Here is a 21,350-nt window from a genome sequence, read left to right as displayed (position 1 = left end):
CACCCCGTCATGGGCATTTATGGGTCAGCCGAAAGCGCAGGTCAGGGCCTCGGGGGGAGCGGGGGGACGCCCGCGGGAACGGGTGCCGGCGCGAGGCGGGCGGTGATGACCAGGGTGCCCTCCTCGATCTGGTAGTCCAGCGGCAGGTCCAGCGCGCGCATCGCCGCGACCATCCCGGTGTTGGACGCCTGCGTGACGGCGTAGACGCTCGCGCAGCCCGCTTCCACGGCCAGCGCCATCAGCCGCGCCAGCAGCTCGCCGCCGACCCCGCGCCGCTGCCACGCGTCCTCGACGAGCAGTGCGATCTCGGTCTCCTCGCCGTCCCACAGCAGATGGCCGAGCGCCACCAGCCGGCCGGAGGCCGTGTACGCGGCCAGGGTCCGGCCGAAGCGCGGGCTCAGCAGATGGCGCAGATAGCGGTCGGCGTCGCCGACGGGACCGTGGTAGCGCAGGGCGAGCGTCGAGGAGGAGCAGCGCTCGTGCATCTCGCGCGCCGCGTCGAGGTCGCCGCCGTCGGCACGGCGGACGGTGATCTCGTTGCCCTCGGGCAGCGTCAGCACATCGCTGCGCGGCGGCACCCGGGGGCCGAGCCGGGCGTCCAGCTCGACCAGGGCCCGGGCGCGCGCGAACTCGGTGGGGGTGAACGGCAGATACGGGCGCTCGACGGTGATCGACCCGCCCGAGGGGTCGCGCAGCCGCATCACCGTTCCCTCCCAGACGCCCTCCGCCGGTACGGGCTCGGCCGGGGCGCCGCCGTGCGGGCGGCGGGCGGGCACGGAGCGGATCGTGCAGCGGCCGAAGAGCTGCCGCAGCGCCAGCGGCAGTTCCGCGGCGTCGAGCGCGGTACGGGTGGCGAGGTTGAGCACCCGGGTCGGGGCGTCGACCAGGTCGTGTGCGTCGGCGCGTTCCAGCCAGGTCCCGCTGCCGCCGCCGTGCGCGGCCGCGCCGGCGAGCTCGGTGGCGGTCAGCCGTTCCGGGGCGCGCAGCAGCAGCTCGTCGACGGCGCCGTCGGCCAGCGGATGCGTCTGGAGGGCCAGGATGTCGACCCCGTGCCGGGCCAGCGCCAGGCACAGCGCGGCCAGACTGCCGGGCCGGTCGCGCACGGTCGTCCGCATCCGCCACAGTGTCGTGCCGCCGGCCGTGTCGGGCGCGGCGTCGTGGGCGGGGGGCGTGCCGTGGCCGGCCGGAGCGGGGCGGTGGCGCCGGGTCCACCACATGTGGAATCCGGAGACGGCCAGCAGGGCGGCGGCCGAGGTGGCGAGGACGACCGGTCCGTCGGGGACGTGCACCACCGTGTCGGCCACGCAGTCGGCGGCGGCCACCGCCGTGAACAGGGCGGCCAGTTCGACCAGGTCCCGGCGCCAGTTGTGCGGGCGGTGAGAGGGCTTGGTGGAGATCTCGTCCGTCATGCCCCCACCCTGACCGAACGGTGTTGCGTGATCACGAACAGCTTGTGACCGATGGGTAAAAGGACGCCTCTTGTCGGCAACGCCCGATTCTAACTATGGCCTCAAGGCGGTCTGACAGACATGACGGACCGCGTCTTGACTGGCAGTTGCCGACCCCGACCCCGAGCCCGCGCGGAGCGCACAACCGGCCGTCGTCCCCATACACCGCGAGGGCCGGCTCACCTCCGCCTGCGCGGAGCGCACGAACTGACCGGCCTCGGCGCGCGCAAGGACTCCGGCTCACCTCCGCCTGCGCGGAGCGCACCCTTCGCGACCTGCGGGGTTCTAAGGGCTTTGATAGTTCATGCCTCAGCTGGTCAGGGTCTCGACGTGGATGGCGAGGACACCGAGGGCCTCTTTCTCAGCCGGGTAGATGTCGCGGCACGCGGACAACAGGTCATCGCGGGTCATGCCTTCGCTGCCGATAGTGGTGTTGTTCTCGGCATCCAGCATGGCCTCGAACGACGGGTAACGGTTGACCTTGGTGACGCGGGTGCGGACGGAGGCGTCGCCCGAGGCGAACCGCAGTACCTGCCCTGGGGCGAGCTTGCGCATGCTCGGGTAGCCGACGCGGACCTCGATGGTCTTGCGACCGCTGGCAATCAGTTCCAGGTAGGGCTTACGGATGTTGATCACGCGCTCATCAGTGTCTGACTCGGCCATTGCAGGACTCTCTCTCCTTCACTGGGCGGCGGGCAGCGTGAATCGGTCGGCAGATGTCAGCCCGTCCGGCGCTTGAGGACATCACCGCGCACCGGTGGTGCGCACGACACGCCTGCAGCGCCCGCTCACCGCCTAGCCGGCGACCTCGCCCGCCCGCAGGTCGGCGAGTGCGTCCTCCACGCCCCGGTGGAAGGTCGGATAGGCGTAGATCATGTGCCGCAGCGCCTCGACGGGCACCCCCGCCTGGACGGCCACCGCGAGGCCGTACATCACCTCGCCGCCCGCCGGCCCCGCCGCCGTCGCGCCGACGAGGACGCCCCGGTCGAGGTCCTCCACCAGCTTGACCAGGCCGTCGTTGCCCGCCTTGTGGATCCAGCCGCGCGCCGAGGACGGCACCCGCGCCAGGCCCGTCCCCACCCGCATCCCCTTCTCGCGCGCCTGTCGTTCGGTCAGGCCCACGGCGCCGACCTCCGGGTCGGTGAAGGTCACGCGGGGCAGGGCGCGGTAGTCGGCGTCGGGGCCGGGCTCGCCGAGCACGGCCCGTACGACGATCTCCGCCTGGTACATCGAGATGTGCGTGAACGCGCCGTGCCCGGTCACGTCGCCCACGCCCCACAGCGCGGGCGCCGCCAGCAGCCGGCCGTCCACCTTCAGCGACCTCGCGCCCGGGTCCAGGCCCACGGTCTCCAGGCCCAGGCCGGAGAGGTCCACCCGGCGGCCCGTGGACACCAGCAGCCGGTCGGCCGTCAGCTCCGAGCCGTCCTCCAGGGAGAGGGTGAAGGTGTCCGCGTCATGCCGCGCCCCGTTCGCCCGCGCCCCCGTCCGCACGGTCAGGCCCTCGCGGCGCAGGACCTTCTCCAGCAGCTCACCGGCCTCCGGCTCCTCGGCCGGGAGCAGCCCGTCCGTGGCCTCCACGATCTCCACGTGCGTGCCGAACCGGGCGTACGCCTGGGCCAGCTCCAGGCCGATCGCGCCGCCGCCGAGCACGATCAGCGAGCGCGGCGCCTCCTTGGCGGAGACCGCCTCCCGGTTGGTCCAGTACGGCACGTCGGCGAGGCCGGGCACCGGGGGCGCCGCGGGCTTGGTGCCCGTCGCGATCACCACCCCGAGCCGGGCCGCGAACACCGTGCCGTCCGCCCCGGTCCCTCCGGACGTGCCGGTGACCTCGACCCGGCCGGGGCCCGTCAGCCTGCCGTGCCCGCGCACCAGACGGCCGCCCTTGCCGGTGAACCGGTCGGCGGCCACCTGGTCGTTCCAGTCGTCCGTGGCCTCGTCGCGGATCCGGGCGGCCACCGGCGCCCAGTCGGGCGTCACCCGCGCCGACCCGGCCATGCCGGGCACGCGCCCCGCCTCGGCCAGCAGGTTCGCGGCGCGGATCATCATCTTGCTGGGCACACAACCCCAGTACGGGCACTCGCCGCCGACCAGCTCCGCCTCGACGCCTACGACGCTCAGCCCGGCCTCGGCCAGCCGGCCGGCCACGTGCTCACCACCCGGGCCCATGCCGATGACGACGACATCCACCTGTTCGGCCATGGCACCGCACCTCCCGCTCACGTCGCTGGGTGCTTCCCACCATCCCACCCGCCACTGACACCGTCACTGTCCGACGCGCCTGGGCGGGAGCCTCCGGCCGTCAGCGCGAGGTGTCGAGGATGACGCGGGCGACGAGCGCCGGGTCGTCGTTCATCGGGACGTGCCCGCAGCCGGGCAGCCGGACGAGCCGGGCGGCCGGGATCACCTGCTTGGCGCGGAGGCCCTGGCGGCGTACGAGCAGGCGGTCGTTGCTGCCCCAGGCGATGGTGACGGGCACGTCCGGGACGTCGTGCGTGAAGCGCACCGACCGGCCGGCGGCCAGCGTGGCGCCGAAGCCGGTCGCCCCGCGCAGCGCCTCGGTCTCGGCGATCACGGCATCGGGCGAACGCCGGGCGGGCCGCGCGTAGATGGGGCTGACCAGTGCCGCCCGGCCGACCGCCGTCCGGGCCATTCTCGCCACGGTGCGCGGCGGCAGGGTCACGGCCCCGCGCCGCATCCCGAGCAGGACCCCGAAGGCGTAACGGCGTTCGGCCTCGGTCCAGAAGCCGGCGGGGGAGAGGGCGGTGACGGACCGTACGAGCTTCTCGTGCCCGAGCTGCAGCGCGAGCAGCCCGCCCAGGGAGTTGCCCGCGATGTGCGGCCGCTCCACGCCGAGTGCCTCGAACAGCGCGCCGAGCACGGGAGTCACCCCCGCCAGCCCGTACTCGACCCCGTCGGGCAGTGCGGGCGACCGGCCGAACCCCGGCAGATCGACGGCGATGACGTCCCGCTCGGCGGCGAGGACGCCGGCGACCGGGTCCCACGCCTGGAGGTGGTGCCCGATCCCGTGCAGCAGCACCAAGGGCTCGCCGCCGCCGTGCCGTTCGTAGGACACCTCGACCGTGCGCTGTCCGCCGGGGGTCTCGATGGGGAAGGCGACCGTGTCGGCCATGGGACGGCTCCTCGTCATCCGCGGTGGTGCTGACTGCCGAGCTGTCGAGACAGGATGTCAGCAACGATTACCGCTGGGTAGACCTTGCCCGTTCTCCGTCCGTCCGGGTCCTCCCCGCGCGGGGCGCGCCGTCCGGGTGACCGTGCGCTTGCGAGGCGTACGGCGGGACCGCACAGTGACACGGACAGTCGCGTTCCGTACGGGATCGATCACGAGGAGCGAGTGATGACCGCACGCCAGCGGAAGGTCAAGAAGCGCAGCAGGCCGGCTCCCGCACAGGACGCGCGGGTCGGCGCGCCCGCCGTCCGGCGCCTGGCCGGGCCCGCGGACGCGCGGCGGATCGCCCGGGGCCACGCCACGGACGCCGGCCGGTACGCCCGCTCCGTCCTGGCGGCCGTCATCAGCACGGCCTCCTCCCCGGCCCGCCAGGCGGGCCGCACCACCGCGGTGACCTCGGGCATCCTGTACTCGCTGAAGCGGAACGGCACGATCCTGGAGAGGTCCAGCACCTACTCCCTCTCCGCCTACGTCCCCGCGACCATGGCCAAGGCCATCGGCGCGGGCGACACCGTCGTGCTCCGCACCTACCGCCGCCGGCCCAAGCCCGGGGCGCCCGGTGCCCGCTACCGCGTGGCCAGGGCGCTGTGAGACGGCACGGCGGGACGGCCGTCGCCTTGTAGGTCCGTACGAACGGAGCCGGGGCGCCGACCTGCGCGAACCGCCTATAGACTCTGGACACGTGACTGCTGCGTCTTTGAAGCCCCGCATCCCCAACGTCCTCGCCGGCCGCTACGCCTCCACCGAGCTGGCCGTCCTGTGGTCCCCCGAGTACAAGGTCAAGCTGGAGCGGAAGCTCTGGCTCGCCGTGCTCCGCGCCCAGAAGGACCTGGGGATCGAGGTGCCCGACGCCGCGCTCGCCGACTACGAGCGGGTCCTGGACCAGGTCGACCTGGCCTCCATCGCCGAGCGCGAGAAGGTCACCCGCCACGACGTGAAGGCCCGGATCGAGGAGTTCAACGCCCTCGCCGGCCACGAGCAGGTCCACAAGGGCATGACCTCCCGCGACCTCACCGAGAACGTCGAGCAGCTGCAGATCCGGCTGTCCCTGGAGCTCGTGCGCGACCGTGCCGTCGCCGTCCTGACCCGCCTGGGCCGGCTCGCCGGTGAGCACGCGGAGCTGGTCATGGCCGGCCGCTCGCACAACGTGGCCGCCCAGGCCACCACCCTCGGCAAGCGCTTCGCCACCACCGCCGACGAGCTGCTGGTCGCCTACGGGCGCCTGGAGGAGCTCCTCGGCCGCTACCCGCTGCGCGGCATCAAGGGCCCGGTCGGCACCGCCCAGGACATGCTCGACCTGCTGGGCGGCGACGCCGCGAAGCTGGACGAGCTGGAACACCGGATCGCGGGCCACCTCGGCTTCGCCCAGGCCTTCACCTCCGTCGGCCAGGTCTACCCGCGCTCGCTCGACTACGACGTGGTCACCGCGCTGGTGCAGCTGGCCGCCGCCCCGTCCTCGCTCGCCAAGACCATCCGCCTGATGGCCGGGCACGAGCTGGTCACCGAGGGCTTCAAGCCGGGCCAGGTCGGCTCGTCCGCGATGCCGCACAAGATGAACACCCGCTCCTGCGAGCGCGTCAACGGCCTCATGGTCATCCTGCGCGGCTACGCCTCGATGACCGGCGAGCTGGCCGGCGACCAGTGGAACGAGGGCGACGTCTCCTGCTCCGTGGTGCGCCGCGTCGCCCTGCCGGACGCGTTCTTCGCGCTCGACGGCCTGCTGGAGACCTTCCTCACCGTCCTCGACGAGTTCGGCGCCTTCCCCGCCGTGGTCGCCCGCGAGCTGGACCGCTACCTCCCCTTCCTCGCCACCACCAAGGTGCTGATGGGCGCCGTACGGGCCGGCGTCGGCCGCGAGGTCGCACACGAGGCGATCAAGGAGCACGCCGTGGCCTCCGCCCTGGCGATGCGCGAGCGCGGCGCCGAGCGCAACGAGCTGCTCGACAAGCTCGCGGCCGACGAGCGCATCCCGCTGGACCGCGCGGGCCTGGACGCCCTGATGGCCGACAAGCTGTCCTTCACCGGTGCCGCCGCCGACCAGGTCGCCCTGGTCGTCTCCCGCATCGAGGAGATCGCCAAGCAGCACCCGGAGGCGGCCGCGTACGCGCCGGGGGCAATCCTCTGACCCCCGAGGAGCTGGAGGCCGCCCGCGACCGGTTCGTACCGGACGTGGTCGCGGACGGCCTCCGCGTGCTGTTCTGCGGCATCAACCCCGGCCTGATGTCGGCGGCCACCGGCCACCACTTCGCCCGGCCGGGCAACCGCTTCTGGCCCGTCCTGCACGCCTCGGGCTTCACACCGCGCCTGCTGCGCCCCGCCGAGGAACGGGAGCTGCTCGACCACGGGCTCGGCATCACCAACGTCGTCGCTCGGGCGTCCGCGCGCGCCGACGAACTGAGCGACGCCGAGTTCCGCGAGGGCGGCCGCATCCTCACCGAGAAGGTGGAGTTGCTGCGGCCCCGCTGGCTCGCGGTCGTCGGGATCACCGCCTACCGCGTCGCCTTCGGCGACAAGCACGCGAGGATAGGCCCCCAGGAACGGACCATCGGCACCACCCGTGTCTGGGCCCTGCCGAACCCCAGCGGGCTCAACGCGCATTGGCCGCTGCCGAAAATGGCGGAGGAGTTCGGGCGGCTGCGCGCCGCGGCCATCTCCTGACGGCGTCAGGCCCAGGCGGTGTCCGGCGGGCCATGTGAGCGGGCGATTGTGGGCTGTGTCGTGCGCACCATCGCTGCGCGGTGGTGTCCTCAAACGCCGGACGGGCTTGATTGTGGCTGAGCTCAGCCACAATCAAGCCCGTCTGGGGGCACCTCCCAGCGGTAGCTGGGGGAGATTGAGGACGCGCCCGCAGGGCGCCCGCCGCCGCAGGCGGCGAAGGCGGTCCGCAGCCGAAGATCCACCGAACACTGCCCAGGCGCCAGGCGTTCACGCGTCCCGGCGGCGCAGCGCCCACCAGCCCGCCGCCACCGCGCAGCCCGCCCACAGCGCCGTCACCCCGAGCCCCGGCCACGCCCCCAGCGCACCCTCGGGCGCCGCGTGCAGGATCTGCTGGCCGGCCCGGTCCGGCAGGAACTGGGCGAACCTGCCCACCGCGGAGCCGGGGTTCCCGCCGAGCACCGGTGAGAGGAAGCAGACCAGCGGCACGAGCAGCCCGATCGTGCCCACGGTGCCGCGCAGCACGGCCGCCGTCCCCGCGGACAGGGCGGTGAGCAGCGCCAGGTGGAGGCCGCAGCCGGCCACCGCGCGCAGCGCCCCGGGCGCGCCGAGCCCCAGCCCCCGGTCGCCGAGGGCCCCTTGGCCCAGGAGCAACCCGCACACCCCCGGCGAGCAGCCCGGCGGCGAGCGCGAGACCGGTGGTGACGGCGAGCTTGGCGGCGTACAGCAGGTCCGCACGGTGGCCGCCGGGGACTCCCTGCTGTTCCCCTCCGCGTTGCGGCGGCTCGCGGCGCCGCGGGGCAACGAGCGGGCCTGCGCGGCGATGGAGCGGGCGGCGCTGACCGCCCGGGAGGCCGAGGTGCTGCGGCTGATGACGCGCGGCATGTCCAACCCGGAGATCGCGCGCACCCTGCTGCTGGGCACCGAGACCGTCAAGACGCACGTCAGCGCGGTGCTGGCGAAGCTGGGGGCGCGGGACCGGACCCAGGCGGTGATCGCGGCCTACGAGTCGGGGTTCGTCACCCCGGGCTGAGGGCCCCGTGGAGAACGCGGTTTCGCGCTCAGGTGATCGCACCGTAGTATGTACACGCGCCGCTAGCTCAGTTGGCTAGAGCGGCTGACTCTTAATCAGCAGGTCCGGGGTTCGAGTCCCTGGTGGCGCACGGACAACGGCGAGGGCCCTCACGACACGTGGGGGCCCTCGCCGCATGCGCGCGGAGACCCGCCCGGGCTCCGCCGAGGCTCGCCGGTCCGGTCCGCACCCGATACGATCCGGCCAGACAGCAAAGGGCGCGCAAAGCGAGGAGGCGGCACGTTGGGGCGGCTCACCGGTGGGGATCCGTCTCTGTTGCGGCGGATCAATTCGGCCGTGGTGCTGCACGCGCTCCGCGCGGCGGCCACGCCCGCCTCGCCCACCCTCACCGACCTGGTCAAGGTGACCGGGCTGTCCCGGCCGACCGTCGAGGGCGTGATCGAGGGGCTCATCGACTCCGGCCTGGTGGTGGAGGTGCCCGCCGAGGAGGGCGAGGCCCGGCGCCAGGGCCGCCCGGCACGGCGCTTCCGCTTCCGGGTGGAGGCCGGCCACCTGCTGGGCATCGAGATCGGGCCGCACCGGATCGCGGTGCTGATGGCCGATCTGGGCGGGCGCGTCATGGGTTCGGCGTCCCTTGCGGTGCCGGCGACGGCGTCGGCGGACGAACGGCTGGAGGGCGTCCGGGAGGCGGTCGCCGACCTGCTGCGGCGCTCGGGCGTGCCGCGCGGCCAGTTGCGGGCGGTGGGCGTGGCCACGCCCGGCATCGTGGAGGCCGACGGGACCGTACGGCTGGGCACCGCCCTGCCGGGCTGGACCGGGCTGCCGCTCGGGGAGCGGCTCCGGCAGTCGTTCCGATGTCCGGTCCTCGTGGAGAACGACGCGAACGCGGCCGCCGTGGCCGAGCACTGGAAGGGCGCGGCCACGGCCTCGGACGACGTGGTGTTCGTCCTGGCCGGGCTGAGCCCGGGCGCCGGGTCGCTGATCGGCGGGCGGCTGCACCGGGGTTACGGGGGCGCGGCCGGCGAGATCGGCGCGCTGCACCTGCTGGGCCGGGAGGCCACCCCCGAAGAGGTGCTGTCCACCACGGGCGAGCCCCTGCACCCCCTGGACGAGGCCCAGGTGGCGCGGGTGTTCGCGCTCGCCCGCGCGGGCGAGGAGCGGGCCGGGGCGGCCGTGGAGCGGTTCATGCGACGGCTGGTGCACGACGTGGCGGCGCTGGTGCTGGCCCTCGACCCGGAGCTGGTCGTGGTCGGCGGCTGGGCCGCGGGGCTCGATGGTGTCCTGGAGCCGCTGCGCGAGGAGCTGTCCCGCTACTGCCTGCGGCCGCCGCGGGTGGCGCAATCCCTGCTGGGCGAGGCGGCGGTGGCGACGGGCGCGCTGCGGCTGGCTCTCGACCACGTGGAGGAGCAGCTGTTCGCGGTCGAGAGCACGGTCACGGCGCGGCGCTGAACGCCGCTCCTCAGCTCGCCACCAGCTGCATCCCGGCGTCGCCGAACGTCAGCCGGCAGGTGTCGGCCCGGTAGGTGGCCACGGCCACGGCGGCGGTGCGGCCGGCCGCGAAATAGCGGGTGGTGACGACCAGTACGGGGGCACCCGGCAGCCGGTCGAGCTGCTTGGCGTCGTCGGCGCGGGCGGAGCCGAGCTCCACCGCCTGGTCCTGGCCCTCCAGTTCGAGGCGCCGGAGCTCGTGGAGCACCAGGCGGGCACGGGCCGGGCCGGACATCGCCTGCAGGTCGCCGAGGCCGGGGACGGTGCTCGCCGGTACGTACAGCAGCTCGGCGGCGACGGGCTGGCCGTGGGTGCGGCGGGAGCGGCGGACGGTGTGCACGCTCTCGCCGGCGGCCGTGTCCAGGAAGCGGGCGACCGCGGCGGGCGGTGCCGCCTCCGTGCTGCCGACGGGCTCCCCAGGTGTCGGTGGCGCCACCGGGCCAGGAGTGCTCGGGATCGCCGACGGCCACGCCTACGCGGGGCGGGGCGACGGTGGTGCCGACGCCGCGGCGGCGCTGGAGCCGCCCTTCCAGTTCCAGCTGTTCGAGCGCCTGGCGGAGCGTGGCCCGCGCGACGCCGAAGCGGGCCGCGAGTTCGCGTTCGTTCGGCAGGATCTCGCCCACCGCGAACTCGGAGTCGAGTGCGTCGGTGAGCACGGTCTTCAGGTGCCAGTACTTCGGCTCCGGCACCGTTTCCAGCTGCGTGGTCCCCACCCTGATCCTCCGCAATGGCTTTTCGCGCGCTTCTTTATTAAAGGTTGTTGCAGTATGCCTGCGACCATAGGGCGGCGCACAGACTTGGTCAAGACCAATGACATCTTTGCCGGAAGCGTCGTATACGGTCGTCGATCATCGGATGGTGTGACTGGAGGTAGGGCGATGGGCCAGGTCACGGTGGTCACGGGCGGCGGCAGGGGCATCGGCGCGGCGGTCGCGCTGCGGCTGGCCCGGGCCGGACACGCCGTCGGCATCGGGTACGAGCGGGCGCGCGACGCCGCCGAGGAGACGGCGCGGGCCGTGCGGGCCGAGGGCGTGGAGTGTGTGACCGTACGGGCCGACACCAGCGTCGAGAGCGACGTCGACACCCTCTTCGACGTCGTCAAGGAGCGGCTGGGGCCGGTCACCGGACTGGTCAACAACGCCGGTATCACCGGCCTGCTGGGCCGGTTCACCGAGACGCCGGTGGAGCGGATGCGCCGCGTCGTGGACGTCAACGTGACGGGAGCGCTGATCTGCGCCCGGCGAGCGGCCCTGGAGCTGTCGACCCGTCACGGCGGGCCGGGCGGCGCGATAGTGAACATCTCCTCCGGCGCCGCCACGCTGGGCAGCCCCGGCGAGTACGTGCACTACGCGGCGAGCAAGGCGGCCGTGGACGCCATGACGACGGGCCTGTCCAAGGAGCTCGCCGTGGAGGGCATCCGCGTCAACTCCGTACAGCCCGGCATGATCGTCACCGACATCCACGCCGCGATGGGCGACCCGGAGCGGCCGTGGCGCAATCCGGAGCGGGTACCGCTGGGCCGGCCCGGCGAGCCGGACGAGGTCGCGGCGGCCGTCGCCTGGCTGCTGTCGCCCGAGGCGTCGTACACCACGGGAGCGGTGCTGCGGGTGGCCGGCGGGCTGTGACGGCCCGGCACGCCGCCGGGGCACGTCCGAAGGGCCCGGCCGGCGACGGCCTACGCGAGTGCCGTGAGCTTGTCGGGGTTGCGCTGGAGGTAGATGCCCGTGATCCGCCCGTCGGCCACCTCGACGGAGCAGACGGTGTCCGGGCGGCCCCGCGACAGGATGAGCACGCCGGGGGCGCCGTTGATCTCCATGAAGCGGAGCTCCGGCTCGGCCACGCTCGTCCGGGCCACCGCGAACAGGAACCGCCCGACCTTGTCGGCGCTCTCGATGACGCGCAGCGGCCCCTTCGTCCTCCCGCCGCTGTCGCCGACGAGGCGCACGTCCGGGGCGAGCAGTTCCAGCAGTTGCTCGATGCTGCCGCCGGTGGCGGCGGCGAGGAACCGCTCGGTGAGGTCGCGCCGCTGCGCCGGGTCGACCGCGAAGCGCGGCCGGCGCTCGTCGACATGGCGCCGGGCGCGGCCGGCGAGCTGACGGACCGCCGTCTCCGAGCGGTCGAGGGTGGCGGCGATCTCCCGGAAGGGGAAGCCGAACGCCTCGCGCAGGACGAAGACCGCGCGCTCCAGCGGCGAGAGCGACTCCAGGACGACGAGCACGGCGAGCGAGACGGAGTCGGCCAGCACGGCCCGCTCCGCGGTGTCGGGGACGGTGGCGCCGAAGTCGGTGGCGATCGGCTCGGGAACCCACGGCCCCACGTACGCCTCGTTCCGGGACCGCACCTGTCGCAGCCGGTCGATGGCCAGCCGGGTGGTGATCCGCACCAGATAGCCGCGCGCGTCACGGACCTCGTCCCGCTCGGCCCCGGCCCAGCGCAGCCACGCCTCCTGCACCACGTCCTCGGCGTCCGCGACCCGGCCGAGCATGCGATAGGCCACGCCGGTCAGGATGGTGCGGTGTTCCTCGAAGGTGCCGAGGGCGGTGTCAGGTGCGGTCACGGCTCCATCCCAGCGGACCCGGCCGACGGTTGTCCATATGAGGCGCCTCTCACCCCGGCGCGGAGGTCAGCCGTCCGACCGCTTCCACCCGGTGACGCGGCCGGTCTCCGTGCCGCCGCCGGGGGTCACCCAGAACGCCGTTCCCAGCTCGGCGCTGAAGTGCGCGCCGGTCCGGCCGTCCCCCGAGGAGCGCCCGGTCAGGCGCCTGCCGATCCAAGGGCCCAGGTGTTCGCGGGCGAAGCGGGCGTCGGACGTGCGCCGGGCGACCCAGCCGGGGCGTACGAACGGCGGGAGCGGCTCCCGCCAGTCGTACTCCGCAGGATGCCCGAGCGCCTGCCAGACGGCCTCGGCCACCCGGCGGTGGCCCTCCGCGTTCAGGTGCAGCCGGTCCTCGGCCCACATCCGGGGATCGCCCAGCACCTCGGCGCCGAAGAGGTCCACGACCAGCGCGCCGTGCCGTTCGGCCAGCTCGTCCAGGAAGCCGAAGAGCCGCTCCATGCGCGGCCGGAACCGCTCCAGGACCGGCCCCTGCCGGCCGGGGCTGCGCATCAGGACCAGCTGCCGGCAACTCGGCGCGAGCCGGTCCACGGCCTCCGCCAGCCGCGCGCACACCAGGTCAACGTCGCACTTCGGCCGCAGCACGTCGTTGAGACCGCCGACCAGCGTGACCAGGTCCGCGCCCATCGCGGCGGCGGGGCCGGCCTGCTCGTCGGCGATCTGGCCGATCAGCTTCCCGCGCACGGCGAGGTTGGCGTAGCGGAAGCCGTCCGCGCGCGACGCCAGCCGCGCCGCGAGCAGATCGGCCCAGCCGCGGTACGAGCCGTCGGGCAGCGCGTCCGACATGCCCTCGGTGAAGGAGTCGCCGACCGCGACGTAACTGGTGTACGTAGCATTCATTTGCATGGCGGGGTGATCCTACCGAAAGCGGCCGCCGCGGGGCGGCGGGCCCTCATGCCCGCCGGCCCACCAGCTCCCGCAGGACGTCCTCCAGGGTGACCAGGCCCGCCAGGCGGCCGTTCTCGCCGATGACCGCCGCGAGGTGGGTACCGGTGCCGCTCATCGCGGTGATCACATCGTCCAGCGGGGTCGCCGCGCGGACCGTCGCGACGCGGCGCATCCGCTGCACCGGGAACGGCACGTCCCGCCGCTCGGCGTCCAGGGCGTCCTTGACGTGCAGGTAGCCCAGGATGCGGCCCGCGTCGTCGATGACGGGGAAGCGGGAGAAGCCGGAGGCCGCCGACAGCCGCTCCAGACCCTCGGGGGTCATGCCGAGGGGCGCGGAGACGACGCGTTCGACGGGGGTCACCACGTCCTTGACGGGACGGGTGCCCAGCTCCAGGGCGTCCCGCAGCCGCTCGGTGGCCCGCTCGTCGAGCAGGCCCGCCGCGCTGGAGTCGGAGACGATCCGGGCGAGCTGGTCGTCGGAGTAGGTCGAGGCGACCTCGTTCTTCGGCTCGACCCGCAACAGCTTCAGCAGGCCGTTCGCCAGCGCGTTGATCGTGAAGACCACCGGGCGCAGGGCCCGCGCCAGGCCGGCCAGCGGCGGGCCGAGCAGCAGGGCGGTGCGGACCGGTTCGGCCAGCGCGATGTTCTTCGGGACCATCTCGCCGAAGAGCATGTGCAGGTACGTCGCCACGGCCAGCGCGATCACGAACGACACCGGGTGGATCAGGCCTTGCGGGATCCCGACCGTGTGGAAGACGGGCTCCAGCAGGTGGGCGATGGCCGGTTCGGCGACCACACCGAGCACCAGCGTGCACAGCGTGATGCCGAGCTGGGCGGCCGCCATCAGCGCCGAGACGTGCCGCAGGCCCCACAGCACGCTGTCGGCCCGCCGGTCGCCCCGGTCGGCGAACGGTTCGATCTGACTGCGGCGCACCGAGATCATGGCGAACTCGGCACCCACGAAGAAGGCGTTGACGACGAGCGTCGCCAGACCGATGAGGAGCTGGACGAAGGTCATCGGCCGGCCTCCTCGTCCTCGGGCGCCGGCTGTCCGGGCGGCGGCGCCGTCAGGCGCACCCGCGCCGCGCGCCGGCCGGAGGCGTCGACGACCTCGGCGCGCCAGCCCGCCACCTCGACGGTGTCGCCCTCGGCCGGGATCCGGCCGAGCTCGGTGGCGATCAGGCCGGCCAGCGTCTCGTACGGACCGTCCGGCGCCCGCAGCCCGATGATCTCCAGCTGGTCGGTGCGCACCGCGCCGTCCGCGTCGTAGAGCGGGCGGCCCTCCGCGTCCGTACCGGCCGGGGCCAGGTCGGGGAGCTCGTGCGGGTCGTGCTCGTCGCGGACCTCGCCGACGACCTCCTCGACGATGTCCTCCAGGGTGACCACACCTGCCGTGCCGCCGTACTCGTCGATGACGACGGCCATCGTGCGCTTGCCCGACAGCCGGTCCAGCAGCCTGTCCACGGTCAGCGACTCCGGTACGAGCAGGGGCTCGCGCAGCATCGCGGTGACCGGGTGGTGGCGGCGTGCCTCGGCGGGGATCGCCACGACGTCCTTGATGTGGGCGATGCCGATGACGGTGTCCAGATTGCCGCGGTAGACGGGGAAGCGGGACAACCCGGTGGCCCGGGTGGCGTTGGCGACGTCCTCGGCGGTGGTCTGTGCGTCGAGCGCGGTGACCTGGACGCGGGGCGTCATCACGTTCTCGGCCGTCAGCTCGGAGAGGTTCAGCGTCCGGATGAACAGTTCGGCGGTGTCCGCCTCCAGCGCGCCCTCCTTGGCGGAGTGCCGGGCGAGCGCGGCGAGCTCCTGCGGCCCGCGCGCGGAGGCCAGCTCCTCGGCGGGCTCCAGGCCCATGCGGTGCAGGGTCCGGTTCGCGGTGTTGTTGAGGTGGCGGATCAGCGGCCGGAACGCGCCGCTGAACGTGCGCTGCGCCCCGGCGACCCTCTTCGCCACCGGCAGCGGGCGCGAGATCGCCCAGTTCTTGGGGACCAGCTCGCCCACGACCATCAGCACGACGGTGGAGAGCACGGTGCCCAGCACCAGGGCGGTGGAGGAGGCCATGGAGGGGGAGAGCCCGAGTGCCTCCGCCGGGCCGGTCAGCAGCGCCGCGATGGACGGCTTGGAGATCATGCCGATGATCAGGCCGGTGACGGTGATACCGAGCTGGGCGCCGGAGAGCTGGAAGGTGAGGCCGCGTACGGCCTTGAGCGCGCTCTCCGCGCCCCGGTCGCCGTTCTCGGCGGCCCGTTCCAGCTCGGCGCGCTCGACGGTGGTGAGGGAGAACTCCGCCGCGACGAACACGGCACAGGCCAGCGTCAGCAGCAGGGCCACCACCAGAAGCAGCACTTCGGTCATCGGTTCACCTCCGTCCCATGGTCGGGCAGAGGCGGAAGGATCGCGCGATGTCGGCTACTGGGAGGCTCGCCCATGGGCGGACGCTCACACCTTTCAACTGGGGGTTCGGATGACTGTAAGAGAACATGCCGAAAGAACTACTGTCCATTCATGGTAAAGGATCGGCAAAGCGGGGCGGTCGTGCTCGCGCCTGTGAACGCCGCGATGCGGGCGTGTCGCGCTGCTGGTGCCGGTTACGTGCTCCGGGGCGCCCGGCAGCCGGTTCGGCTCCAGGCGGTGCGCTCCAGTGGTCCGCGCGCTCGCGCGGCGGGACGAAGGGCAGGCCGGCCTATCGGAGGGGCCATCCGGTTCGGGGTCGTTTCCGCCCGCCGCCGGTGTTCGTGAGCCGGTTCACCGAGCGTCCGGCTCCGCCGGGCGCAGCGCGACGCCCAGGACGAACTCCGACGCGGGCGTCGGCACCCCGCCCTGCGGGATCCGCAGCCTGCGGTAGTCGCCCAGCTCGAACCCCGCCGCCTCGATCGACGCCAGCGGGTCGCGCGCCGTGTGGCAGCCGCCGAACAGCAGCGGCCACACCGTGCGGTCCAGCGCCCGCTGGGTGGTCGCCAGCACCGGACCGCGGGCGCGCCCGTGCTCGAAGAACCGCAGCTCACCGCCCGGCCGGAGGACCCGCCGCAACTCCGCCAGCGTCCGCCGCACGTCCCGTACCGAACACAGCACCAGCGAGACCACCGCCGCGTCGAACGCCTCGCTCTTGACGGGCAGCGCCTCCGCCGTGCCCGGCACCACGTCCACCGGCACCCCGGCCCGTACCGCGGCCTCCACCGCCAGTCTGCGCAACCGCCGTTCGGGTTCGATCGCCACCACCTCGGAGACGGTGCCCGGATAATGCGTGAAGTTCAGGCCGTTGCCCGCGCCGATCTCGATCACCCGGCCCGACAGGCCGGCCAGCAATCGCCGCCGGTGCTCGGCCACTCCGCCGCGCTCGTCGACGATCGGGCTCAGTCTGGCGTAGACGCGGGCGAAGACCGGATGGTGCACGGCGTCGTGCGGTGTCCTGGGACTCCGGAGCGGCATGACGGACCCCTTCCCGGGGAGGCGACGGCTATCGGGAGTCTTCCCCTCGCCGCGGCCCGTCGCACCGCCGGCGCGGGTGACCCTTTCCGCACCGCCGGTGAGAACCGTCAGCCCCGCATCGTCGCCGTGAACACGCCGGCGTCCCAGACACCGCACAGCTCCGGCGCCAGCCAGAGCGGCGCCGCCTTGCGGAAGTCGGCCGGCGGGAGCGCCCCCGCACCCTCGGGAACCGCGCCCAGCAGCGGGGCGTCCGCGACCTCGGGCAGGTCGGCGAGGTTGCACAGGGACGCGAGGTCGGGGTCGGCGGGCCAGCTGCCGATGACGACCCCCTCGCAGCGCAGGCCGCGCGAGCGCAGGGCCTCGGCCGTCAGCGCCGTGGTGTTCAGGGTGCCCAGACCCGCCTGGGCGACGATCAGGACGGGCGCGCGCAGCAGGCGCGCCACGTCCGCGAACGTGGCGCCCTCCTCGTCCATCCGTACGAGCAGCCCACCGGCGCCCTCGACCAGTACCAGGTCGTGGGTGCCGGCCAGCTTCGCCGCCGCCTCCTCGACCTCATGCGGCCGCACCGGCGCCCGGCCCGCCCGGAGCGCGGCCGTCGCGGGCGCCAACGGCTCGGGGTACCGCGCCAGTTCGACGTCCGTCACCGGGCCGGCCAGCCGCAGCACCTCGGCGACGTCCCCCGGCTCGTCCGGCGCGACACCGGTCTGCGCGGGCTTGACCACGGCGACCGAGCGGCCGGCGGCCAGCGCGGCCGCCGCGATCGCCGCGGTCACCACGGTCTTGCCGACCTCGGTGCCGGTGCCGGTGACGACGAGTACGGACATGGTTCTGCCTCCTCAACGCGCCTCGCGGCGCGGTTCGTACGGATGGTGTGGGGGCCGCCACCCGGCCCGGCGGTCCGCGGCCGGGCGGCGGCCCGGTGACTCACGGCGCGCCGGAGCCACCGGCGACAGCCGGGGAGTGCTCGCCGCGCTCGGTCATCCCTCCCGCGCCGCAGCGCACACCGCCGCGCAGATCCGCGCCACGTCCTCGTCCTCCGTGACGTACGGCGGCATCGTGTAGATCAGATCGCGGAACGGCCGCACCCACACGCCCTCGCGGACCGCGGCGCGCGTCGCGGCCGCCACGTCCACCTCGTGGTCGAGCTGTACGACACCGATGGCGCCGAGCACCCGGACGTCCCGTACCCCCGGCAGCGCGGCCGCGGCGGCCAGGCCGTCACGCAGCCCGGTCCCGATCCGCTTGACCTCCGTGCGCCAGTCCCGCGACAGCAGCAGGTCGATGGACGCGCACGCGACGGCGGCCGCCAGGGGGTTGGCCATGAACGTGGGGCCGTGCGCCAGCACCGGTACCTCGCCCCGCGAGATGCCGTCCGCCACCCGCGGCGTGCACAGCGTCGCCGCCATCGACAGATAGCCGCCGGTCAGCGCCTTGCCGACGCACATCACATCCGGGGTGATCCCGGCGTGGTCCGCGGCGAACAGTTCTCCCGTGCGGCCGAAGCCGGTCGCGATCTCGTCCAGGATCAGCAGGACGTCGTGCTCGTCGCACGCCTCCCGCAGCACCCGCAGGTAGCCCGGGTCGTGGAAGCGCATCCCGCCCGCGCCCTGCACCACCGGCTCGATGATCACGGCCGCCACCTCATGGGCGTGCCGGGCGACCAGGTCCCGCAGGTGCGCCGCGTACGCCGGGTCCGTACCGGCGTCGAAGCCGTCCGGCGGCGCGTCGGCGAAGAGCTGCCGCGGCAGCGCGCCCGACCACAGCTCGTGCATCCCGCCGTCCGGGTCGCACACCGCCATCGGCTGCCAGGTGTCCCCGTGATAGCCGCCGCGCCAGGTCATCAGGCGCCGCTTCTCCGGCCGGCCGACCGAGCGCCAGTACTGCAGGCACATCTTCACGGCGACCTCGACCGACACCGAACCGGAGTCGGAGAGGAAGACGTGTTCGAGCCCCTCGGGGGTGATCTCCACCAGGCGCGCGGCCAGCCGCACGGCGGGCTCGTGGGTGAGCCCGCCGAACATCACATGGCTCATCCGTCCCAGCTGCGCCTGCGCCGCCTCGTTGAGCACCGGGTGGTTGTAGCCGTGGACGGCGGACCACCACGACGACATCCCGTCGATCAACTCGCGCGAGCCGTGCGCCGGTTCGGCCAGCCGCAGCCGCACCCCCGCCGCGGACTCCACGACCAGCGGCTCCTGGCGGCCCGGCATCGGGCCGTAGGGGTGCCAGACGTGTTGCCGGTCGAGGGCTAGCAGCTCCCCGACGGGCAGCGCGGGGGCAGCCGGCTCAGGCATTGGGCGGCAGCTCCGTACCCGCTCCGCGGCGCCGGACGGCGACCAGGTCCGTACGGACCTCACCGGCCGGGGCCGGGATCTCCGCCGCCGGGGGAGCGGACTCCGCCGGGCACGCCCCGGCCTCGCCGCCGTCACCGCACGGCCCGCAGCCGCCTCCGCCGTGCCCGCCGCAGCCGCCGGCCAGGGCGTCGGCGCGGTGCTGGGGCAGCGTCGTGGTGCCGGCGCCCTCGACCTCGAAGCCCGCGTCCTCGATCATCGCCAGGTCGGCCTTGCCCTCCTGGCCCTCGCTGGTCAGGTAGTCACCGAGGAAGATCGAGTTGGCCAGGTGCAGCGCGAGCGGCTGCATCGACCGCAGGTGCACCTCGCGCCCGCCGGCCAGCCGGACCTCCACGTCCGGGCAGACGAAGCGGACCATCGCCAGGATGCGCAGTGCGCGCTGCGGCGTGAGGTTCCACTCCTTGGCCAGCGGCGTCCCCTCGAAGGGGATGAGGAAGTTGACCGGCACCGAGTCGGGGTCCAGCTCGCGCAGCGAGAAGACCACGTCCACCAGGTCCTCGTCGCTCTCGCCCATGCCCGCGATCAGCCCCGAGCAGGCGGACATGCCCGCCGCCTGGGCCTGCTGCACGGTCTGGACGCGGTCGGCGTAGGTGTGCGTGGTGGTGATGTCGCCGTACGTGGCCTCGGAGGTGTTGAGGTTGTGGTTGTAGGCGTCGGCGCCGGCCGCGCGCAGCCGCTCGGCCTGTCCGTCGGAGAGCAGTCCGAGGCAGGCGCACACCTCGACGTCCTCGTTCTGTTCCTTGATCGCCTCGATGGTCTTCGAGACCCGGTCGACGTCCCGGTCCGTCGGGCCGCGGCCGCTCGCCACCAGACAGACCCGCTTGGCGCCGCCGGCGACGCCCGCGGCCGCCGCCTTCGAGGCGTCCTCGGGCTTGAGCCAGGTGTACTTCAGGATCTCGGCCTTGGAGCCGAGCCGCTGCGAGCAGTACGAGCAGTCCTCGGGGCAGAGCCCCGACTTGAGGTTGACCAGATAGTTGAGCTTCACTCGGCGCCCGAACCACTCGCGGCGCACCTTGCCCGCCGCGGCCACCACATCGAGCAGCTCGTCGTCGGAGGTCGCCAGCACGGCGAGCGCCTCTTCGCGGGTCGGCAGCTCGCGCCGCAGCCCCTTCTCCACCAGAGTGTTCAGCAGGTCCATGGTCGAGATCCTTACGTACCCCACCGCCCCGGGCCATAGAGGGATCGCACAACAGGGGCCGTTCGAGGTGTGTGTATTGCCACACTCTGACCAGGTGGGACGCGGGCTACCTTCTATGCAGTTTCCTTTGAGGCCCGTTGGGACCGCACATCTGTGGAGCCTGCACACACCTCCTCCGGAGACCGCGCGGACCCCTGCCCGAAGACCCGCCAGCACGCGACAGCACGCGAAGGACGGCCGATGCCCCAGCAGGACCCGTTCGACTGGATCGACCGGCACCACGCGCGGCGCCTCGACGACGGGCTGGTGCGGACCCTGCGGCCGCGACCGGCCGACTCGCCGCTGATCGACCTGGCCGGGAACGACTACCTGGGCCTGACCCGCCACCCGGAGGTCACCGAGGCCGCCGCCGAGGCCGCCCGCCGCTGGGGCGGCGGCGCGACCGGCTCCCGGCTGGTGACCGGCAGCACCGAACTGCACGCCCGGCTGGAGACGGAGCTCGCCGGCTTCTGCGGCTTCGAGGCCGCGCTCGTCTTCTCCTCCGGCTACGCCGCGAACCTGGCCGCCGTGACCGCGCTGTGCGCCCCGGCCGGCCCCGCCGATTCCGCAGGCCCCGCCCGCCCGGGAACCCTGCTGGTCTCCGACGCGGGCAACCACGCCTCCCTCATCGACGGCTGCCGCCTGGCCCGCGCCGGCACCGCCGTCGTCCCGCACGCCGCGCCGGACGTGGTCCGCAAGACGCTGGAGGCCCACGGCGGGCCGGCCCTCGTCGTCACCGACTCCGTCTTCTCCGTCGACGGCGACGCGGCGCCGCTCGCCGCGCTCGCCGGCGCCTGCCGGGCGCACGGCGCCGCTCTCCTGGTGGACGACGCGCACGGCCTGGGCGTCCTGGGCGACGGCGGCCGCGGTGCCCTCCACGCGGCGCAGCTCGCGGGCGCGCCGGACGTGGTCGCCACCGTCACGCTGTCGAAGTCGCTGGGCAGCCAGGGCGGCGCGGTCCTCGGCCCCGCCCGGGTGATCCGGCACCTCGTCAGCAACGCCCGCACCTTCATCTTCGACACCGGCCTCGCCCCGGCGGCCGTCGGCGCGGCCCTCGCGAGCCTCACGGTGCTGCGC

19 protein-coding genes, 1 tRNA gene and 2 pseudogenes are annotated in these 21,350 nt (G+C 73.9%); 8 read left to right on the top strand and 14 right to left on the bottom strand.

Features of this window, described 5'->3' with window-relative positions; all coding sequences use genetic code 11:
* Positions 1-41: 41 nt before the first annotated feature.
* From J7E86_RS17145 to J7E86_RS17130, 4 genes are all read right to left on the bottom strand, one after another.
* Entirely contained in the window at positions 42-1,409 is a 1,368-nt protein-coding gene (locus J7E86_RS17145; protein WP_215082560.1) for a GNAT family N-acetyltransferase, read from the bottom strand.
* 348 nt (positions 1,410-1,757) lie between these two features.
* Positions 1,758-2,111, bottom strand: coding sequence for an ASCH domain-containing protein (locus J7E86_RS17140; RefSeq protein ID WP_215082559.1), 354 nt, complete (start codon positions 2,109-2,111; stop codon positions 1,758-1,760).
* 132 nt (positions 2,112-2,243) lie between these two features.
* Complete coding sequence (locus J7E86_RS17135; protein ID WP_215082558.1) at positions 2,244-3,647, bottom strand: NAD(P)/FAD-dependent oxidoreductase; 1,404 nt, start codon at positions 3,645-3,647, stop codon at positions 2,244-2,246.
* 100 nt (positions 3,648-3,747) lie between these two features.
* Positions 3,748-4,578, bottom strand: coding sequence for an alpha/beta fold hydrolase (locus J7E86_RS17130; RefSeq protein WP_215082557.1), 831 nt, complete (start codon positions 4,576-4,578; stop codon positions 3,748-3,750).
* 225 nt (positions 4,579-4,803) lie between these two features.
* Between J7E86_RS17130 and J7E86_RS17125 the strand changes: the two genes are divergently transcribed.
* The 3 genes from J7E86_RS17125 (at position 4,804) to mug (ending at position 7,293) form a co-directional block, all read left to right on the top strand.
* Positions 4,804-5,226, top strand: coding sequence for a hypothetical protein (locus J7E86_RS17125; RefSeq protein WP_215082556.1), 423 nt, complete (start codon positions 4,804-4,806; stop codon positions 5,224-5,226).
* A gap of 91 nt (positions 5,227-5,317) precedes the next feature.
* Positions 5,318-6,760 carry an adenylosuccinate lyase gene (purB, locus tag J7E86_RS17120; protein ID WP_215082555.1) on the top strand — a complete coding sequence of 481 codons (1,443 nt, stop codon included), beginning with the start codon at positions 5,318-5,320 and terminating at the stop codon, positions 6,758-6,760.
* A complete protein-coding gene (gene mug / locus J7E86_RS17115; RefSeq protein ID WP_215082615.1) occupies positions 6,757-7,293 on the top strand; it encodes a G/U mismatch-specific DNA glycosylase in 537 nt (178 codons plus the stop codon). The genes purB and mug overlap by 4 nt, the downstream gene beginning before the upstream one ends.
* 267 nt (positions 7,294-7,560) lie before the next feature.
* On the opposite strand, the gene J7E86_RS17110 is transcribed toward mug, so the two are convergent.
* Positions 7,561-7,944: a hypothetical protein gene (locus J7E86_RS17110; protein WP_215082620.1), complete on the bottom strand. Its 384-nt coding sequence runs from the start codon at positions 7,942-7,944 to the stop codon at positions 7,561-7,563.
* 67 nt (positions 7,945-8,011) lie between these two features.
* Here J7E86_RS17110 and J7E86_RS17105 point away from each other — a divergent pair.
* The 3 genes and pseudogenes from J7E86_RS17105 to J7E86_RS17095 all read left to right on the top strand — a co-directional run.
* A pseudogene (locus J7E86_RS17105) lies at positions 8,012-8,323 on the top strand (response regulator transcription factor); the annotation flags it as partial.
* Between the two features lie 56 nt (positions 8,324-8,379).
* Positions 8,380-8,453: transfer RNA gene (locus J7E86_RS17100), tRNA-Lys, on the top strand.
* Positions 8,454-8,605: 152 nt separating this feature from the next.
* Complete coding sequence (locus J7E86_RS17095; RefSeq protein WP_215082554.1) at positions 8,606-9,772, top strand: ROK family protein; 1,167 nt, start codon at positions 8,606-8,608, stop codon at positions 9,770-9,772.
* Positions 9,773-9,782: 10 nt separating this feature from the next.
* On the opposite strand, the pseudogene J7E86_RS17090 reads toward J7E86_RS17095, so the two are convergent.
* Positions 9,783-10,524 (bottom strand): annotated as a pseudogene (locus J7E86_RS17090) (GntR family transcriptional regulator).
* A gap of 165 nt (positions 10,525-10,689) precedes the next feature.
* Between J7E86_RS17090 and J7E86_RS17085 the strand changes: the two are divergent.
* Positions 10,690-11,436: an SDR family oxidoreductase gene (locus tag J7E86_RS17085; protein WP_215082614.1), complete on the top strand. Its 747-nt coding sequence runs from the start codon at positions 10,690-10,692 to the stop codon at positions 11,434-11,436.
* A gap of 50 nt (positions 11,437-11,486) precedes the next feature.
* On the opposite strand, the gene J7E86_RS17080 is transcribed toward J7E86_RS17085, so the two are convergent.
* The 8 genes from J7E86_RS17080 to bioB form a co-directional block, all read right to left on the bottom strand.
* Entirely contained in the window at positions 11,487-12,368 is an 882-nt protein-coding gene (locus J7E86_RS17080) for an RNA polymerase sigma-70 factor (RefSeq protein WP_215082553.1), read from the bottom strand.
* A gap of 66 nt (positions 12,369-12,434) precedes the next feature.
* Positions 12,435-13,271, bottom strand: a complete 837-nt coding sequence (locus tag J7E86_RS17075; RefSeq protein WP_215082552.1) for an SGNH/GDSL hydrolase family protein — start codon at positions 13,269-13,271, stop codon at positions 12,435-12,437.
* Positions 13,272-13,317: 46 nt separating this feature from the next.
* The gene (locus J7E86_RS17070; protein ID WP_215082551.1) at positions 13,318-14,331 is read right to left on the bottom strand and encodes a hemolysin family protein; all 1,014 of its coding nucleotides are present in this window, start codon (positions 14,329-14,331) and stop codon (positions 13,318-13,320) included.
* Positions 14,328-15,671, bottom strand: coding sequence for a hemolysin family protein (locus tag J7E86_RS17065; protein ID WP_215082550.1), 1,344 nt, complete (start codon positions 15,669-15,671; stop codon positions 14,328-14,330). The genes J7E86_RS17070 and J7E86_RS17065 overlap by 4 nt, the downstream gene beginning before the upstream one ends.
* Before the next feature lie 390 nt (positions 15,672-16,061).
* Positions 16,062-16,745: a class I SAM-dependent methyltransferase gene (locus tag J7E86_RS17060; protein WP_215082549.1), complete on the bottom strand. Its 684-nt coding sequence runs from the start codon at positions 16,743-16,745 to the stop codon at positions 16,062-16,064.
* A gap of 107 nt (positions 16,746-16,852) precedes the next feature.
* Complete coding sequence (bioD, locus tag J7E86_RS17055; protein WP_215082548.1) at positions 16,853-17,569, bottom strand: dethiobiotin synthase; 717 nt, start codon at positions 17,567-17,569, stop codon at positions 16,853-16,855.
* Between the two features lie 153 nt (positions 17,570-17,722).
* Positions 17,723-19,039: an adenosylmethionine--8-amino-7-oxononanoate transaminase gene (locus J7E86_RS17050; protein ID WP_215082547.1), complete on the bottom strand. Its 1,317-nt coding sequence runs from the start codon at positions 19,037-19,039 to the stop codon at positions 17,723-17,725.
* A complete protein-coding gene (gene bioB, locus J7E86_RS17045) occupies positions 19,032-20,234 on the bottom strand; it encodes a biotin synthase BioB (RefSeq protein ID WP_215082546.1) in 1,203 nt (400 codons plus the stop codon). The genes J7E86_RS17050 and bioB overlap by 8 nt, the downstream gene beginning before the upstream one ends.
* A 240-nt stretch (positions 20,235-20,474) precedes the next feature.
* On the opposite strand from bioB, the gene J7E86_RS17040 reads away from it, so the two are divergent.
* On the top strand, positions 20,475-21,350 hold an 876-nt coding region (locus J7E86_RS17040), incomplete at its 3' end, for an aminotransferase class I/II-fold pyridoxal phosphate-dependent enzyme (protein WP_215082545.1).

Origin of the sequence: Streptomyces sp. ISL-11 (assembly GCF_018614525.1) — a bacterium.
Classification (GTDB): Bacteria; Actinomycetota; Actinomycetes; order Streptomycetales; family Streptomycetaceae; genus Streptomyces.
This window is presented reverse-complemented; position numbering and strand designations above follow the sequence as displayed.

What these genes read in the sequence shown, in the direction of transcription:
- J7E86_RS17145 (WP_215082560.1), bottom strand. Translation starts at nt 1,409, where the DNA reads ATGACGGACGAGATCTCCACCAAGCCCTCTCACCGCCCGCACAACTGG.
- J7E86_RS17140 (WP_215082559.1), bottom strand. Translation starts at nt 2,111, where the DNA reads ATGGCCGAGTCAGACACTGATGAGCGCGTGATCAACATCCGTAAGCCC.
- J7E86_RS17135 (WP_215082558.1), bottom strand. Translation starts at nt 3,647, where the DNA reads ATGGCCGAACAGGTGGATGTCGTCGTCATCGGCATGGGCCCGGGTGGT.
- J7E86_RS17130 (WP_215082557.1), bottom strand. Translation starts at nt 4,578, where the DNA reads ATGGCCGACACGGTCGCCTTCCCCATCGAGACCCCCGGCGGACAGCGC.
- J7E86_RS17125 (WP_215082556.1), top strand. Translation starts at nt 4,804, where the DNA reads ATGACCGCACGCCAGCGGAAGGTCAAGAAGCGCAGCAGGCCGGCTCCC.
- J7E86_RS17085 (WP_215082614.1), top strand. Translation starts at nt 10,690, where the DNA reads ATGGGCCAGGTCACGGTGGTCACGGGCGGCGGCAGGGGCATCGGCGCG.
- J7E86_RS17075 (WP_215082552.1), bottom strand. Translation starts at nt 13,271, where the DNA reads ATGCAAATGAATGCTACGTACACCAGTTACGTCGCGGTCGGCGACTCC.
- J7E86_RS17070 (WP_215082551.1), bottom strand. Translation starts at nt 14,331, where the DNA reads ATGACCTTCGTCCAGCTCCTCATCGGTCTGGCGACGCTCGTCGTCAAC.
- J7E86_RS17065 (WP_215082550.1), bottom strand. Translation starts at nt 15,671, where the DNA reads ATGACCGAAGTGCTGCTTCTGGTGGTGGCCCTGCTGCTGACGCTGGCC.
- J7E86_RS17060 (WP_215082549.1), bottom strand. Translation starts at nt 16,745, where the DNA reads ATGCCGCTCCGGAGTCCCAGGACACCGCACGACGCCGTGCACCATCCG.
- bioD (WP_215082548.1), bottom strand. Translation starts at nt 17,569, where the DNA reads ATGTCCGTACTCGTCGTCACCGGCACCGGCACCGAGGTCGGCAAGACC.
- J7E86_RS17050 (WP_215082547.1), bottom strand. Translation starts at nt 19,039, where the DNA reads ATGCCTGAGCCGGCTGCCCCCGCGCTGCCCGTCGGGGAGCTGCTAGCC.
- bioB (WP_215082546.1), bottom strand. Translation starts at nt 20,234, where the DNA reads ATGGACCTGCTGAACACTCTGGTGGAGAAGGGGCTGCGGCGCGAGCTG.